The 1,037-nt window shown below is 62.4% G+C and carries 1 protein-coding gene; it reads right to left on the minus strand.

What is annotated here, in order from left to right:
• Window positions 1–949: IS481 family transposase (locus ENZ75_RS32795; RefSeq protein ID WP_095770220.1), on the minus strand; the 949-nt coding region annotated here is incomplete at its 3' end.
• Window positions 950–1,037: the final 88 nt, after the last annotated feature.

Genomic DNA, 1,037 nt, shown 5'->3' on the forward strand with positions numbered 1-1,037 from the left:
TGTGGAGCTTCAACAGGTTGTCCTCGATCAGGGCGAGGCGACTGATAGGCGTTTTTGACTTTAGGCTGCCATGTGGACGATGCCAATTGTATCTGTGCAGCCAGACAGGCAGTTCGGCGGCACGATGATCGGATGTCGGATAGGCAATGGCGTAGGCCCATTCGCGCAGTGCTGTCTGGATGAAGCGCTCGGCCTTGCCATTGGTCTTGGGCGTATAGGGTCTTGTCGTGACGTGCTTGAGGCCGAGATCGCGGCAGGCCTTGGCGAAGGCCTTTGATCTGTAGCAGGAGCCGTTGTCGGTCATGACGCGGGCTATCGTGACGCCGAGGCTGGCGTAATAGGCGACCGCGGCCTTGAGGAAGGCGATGGCGCACTCCTTTTTCTCGTCGGGCAGGATTTGCGAGAAGGCGATGCGGGACGCGTCGTCGATGCAGACATGGACGAACTCCCAGCCGGCGCCGCGCGACTTGCCCTTTTGCGGATCGCCGGTGATACGATGGCCGACTTGGCTGAAGCGGCCGAGCTTCTTGATGTCGATATGGATCATCTCGCCGGGATGCTCCCGCTCGTAGCGCCGGACCGGTTCGGCCGGCTCGATATCCCTGAGCCGCGACAGCCCGGCACGCTTGAGAACCCGGCTGACGGTGGCGGGCGAGACGCCGACCTCATGGGCGATGTGCTTGCCGGTCAGCCGCTGGCGACGCAAGGCTGCGATGCGCTCGGCCACGGACTGTTCGGTCAGGCTCGGCATGACGGTGGGCCGCGACGAGCGGTCGACCATGCCGGCCCGCCCTTTGGTCTTATAGCGCTCGACCCAGCGCGCCACGATCTTGGCCGACACGCCATAGACGCGCGCCGCATGGGCTTTGGAAAAAGCGCCTTCTATCACCGATAACGCCATCTCCTCTCGACGCAGCGGTGTGAGACGGGCATTCTTGTGGATGTTCATTCGGACCCTCCGATGGATGCTGAAGCGTGGTAACTCCAGTCTCCTCGGTCCGGTCCGAATGGACAACCTCTCGAAAGCTCACACCTAG

This window comes from Mesorhizobium sp. M7A.F.Ca.CA.002.04.1.1 (assembly GCF_004022805.1).
Classification (GTDB): Bacteria; Pseudomonadota; Alphaproteobacteria; order Rhizobiales; family Rhizobiaceae; genus Mesorhizobium; species Mesorhizobium ciceri.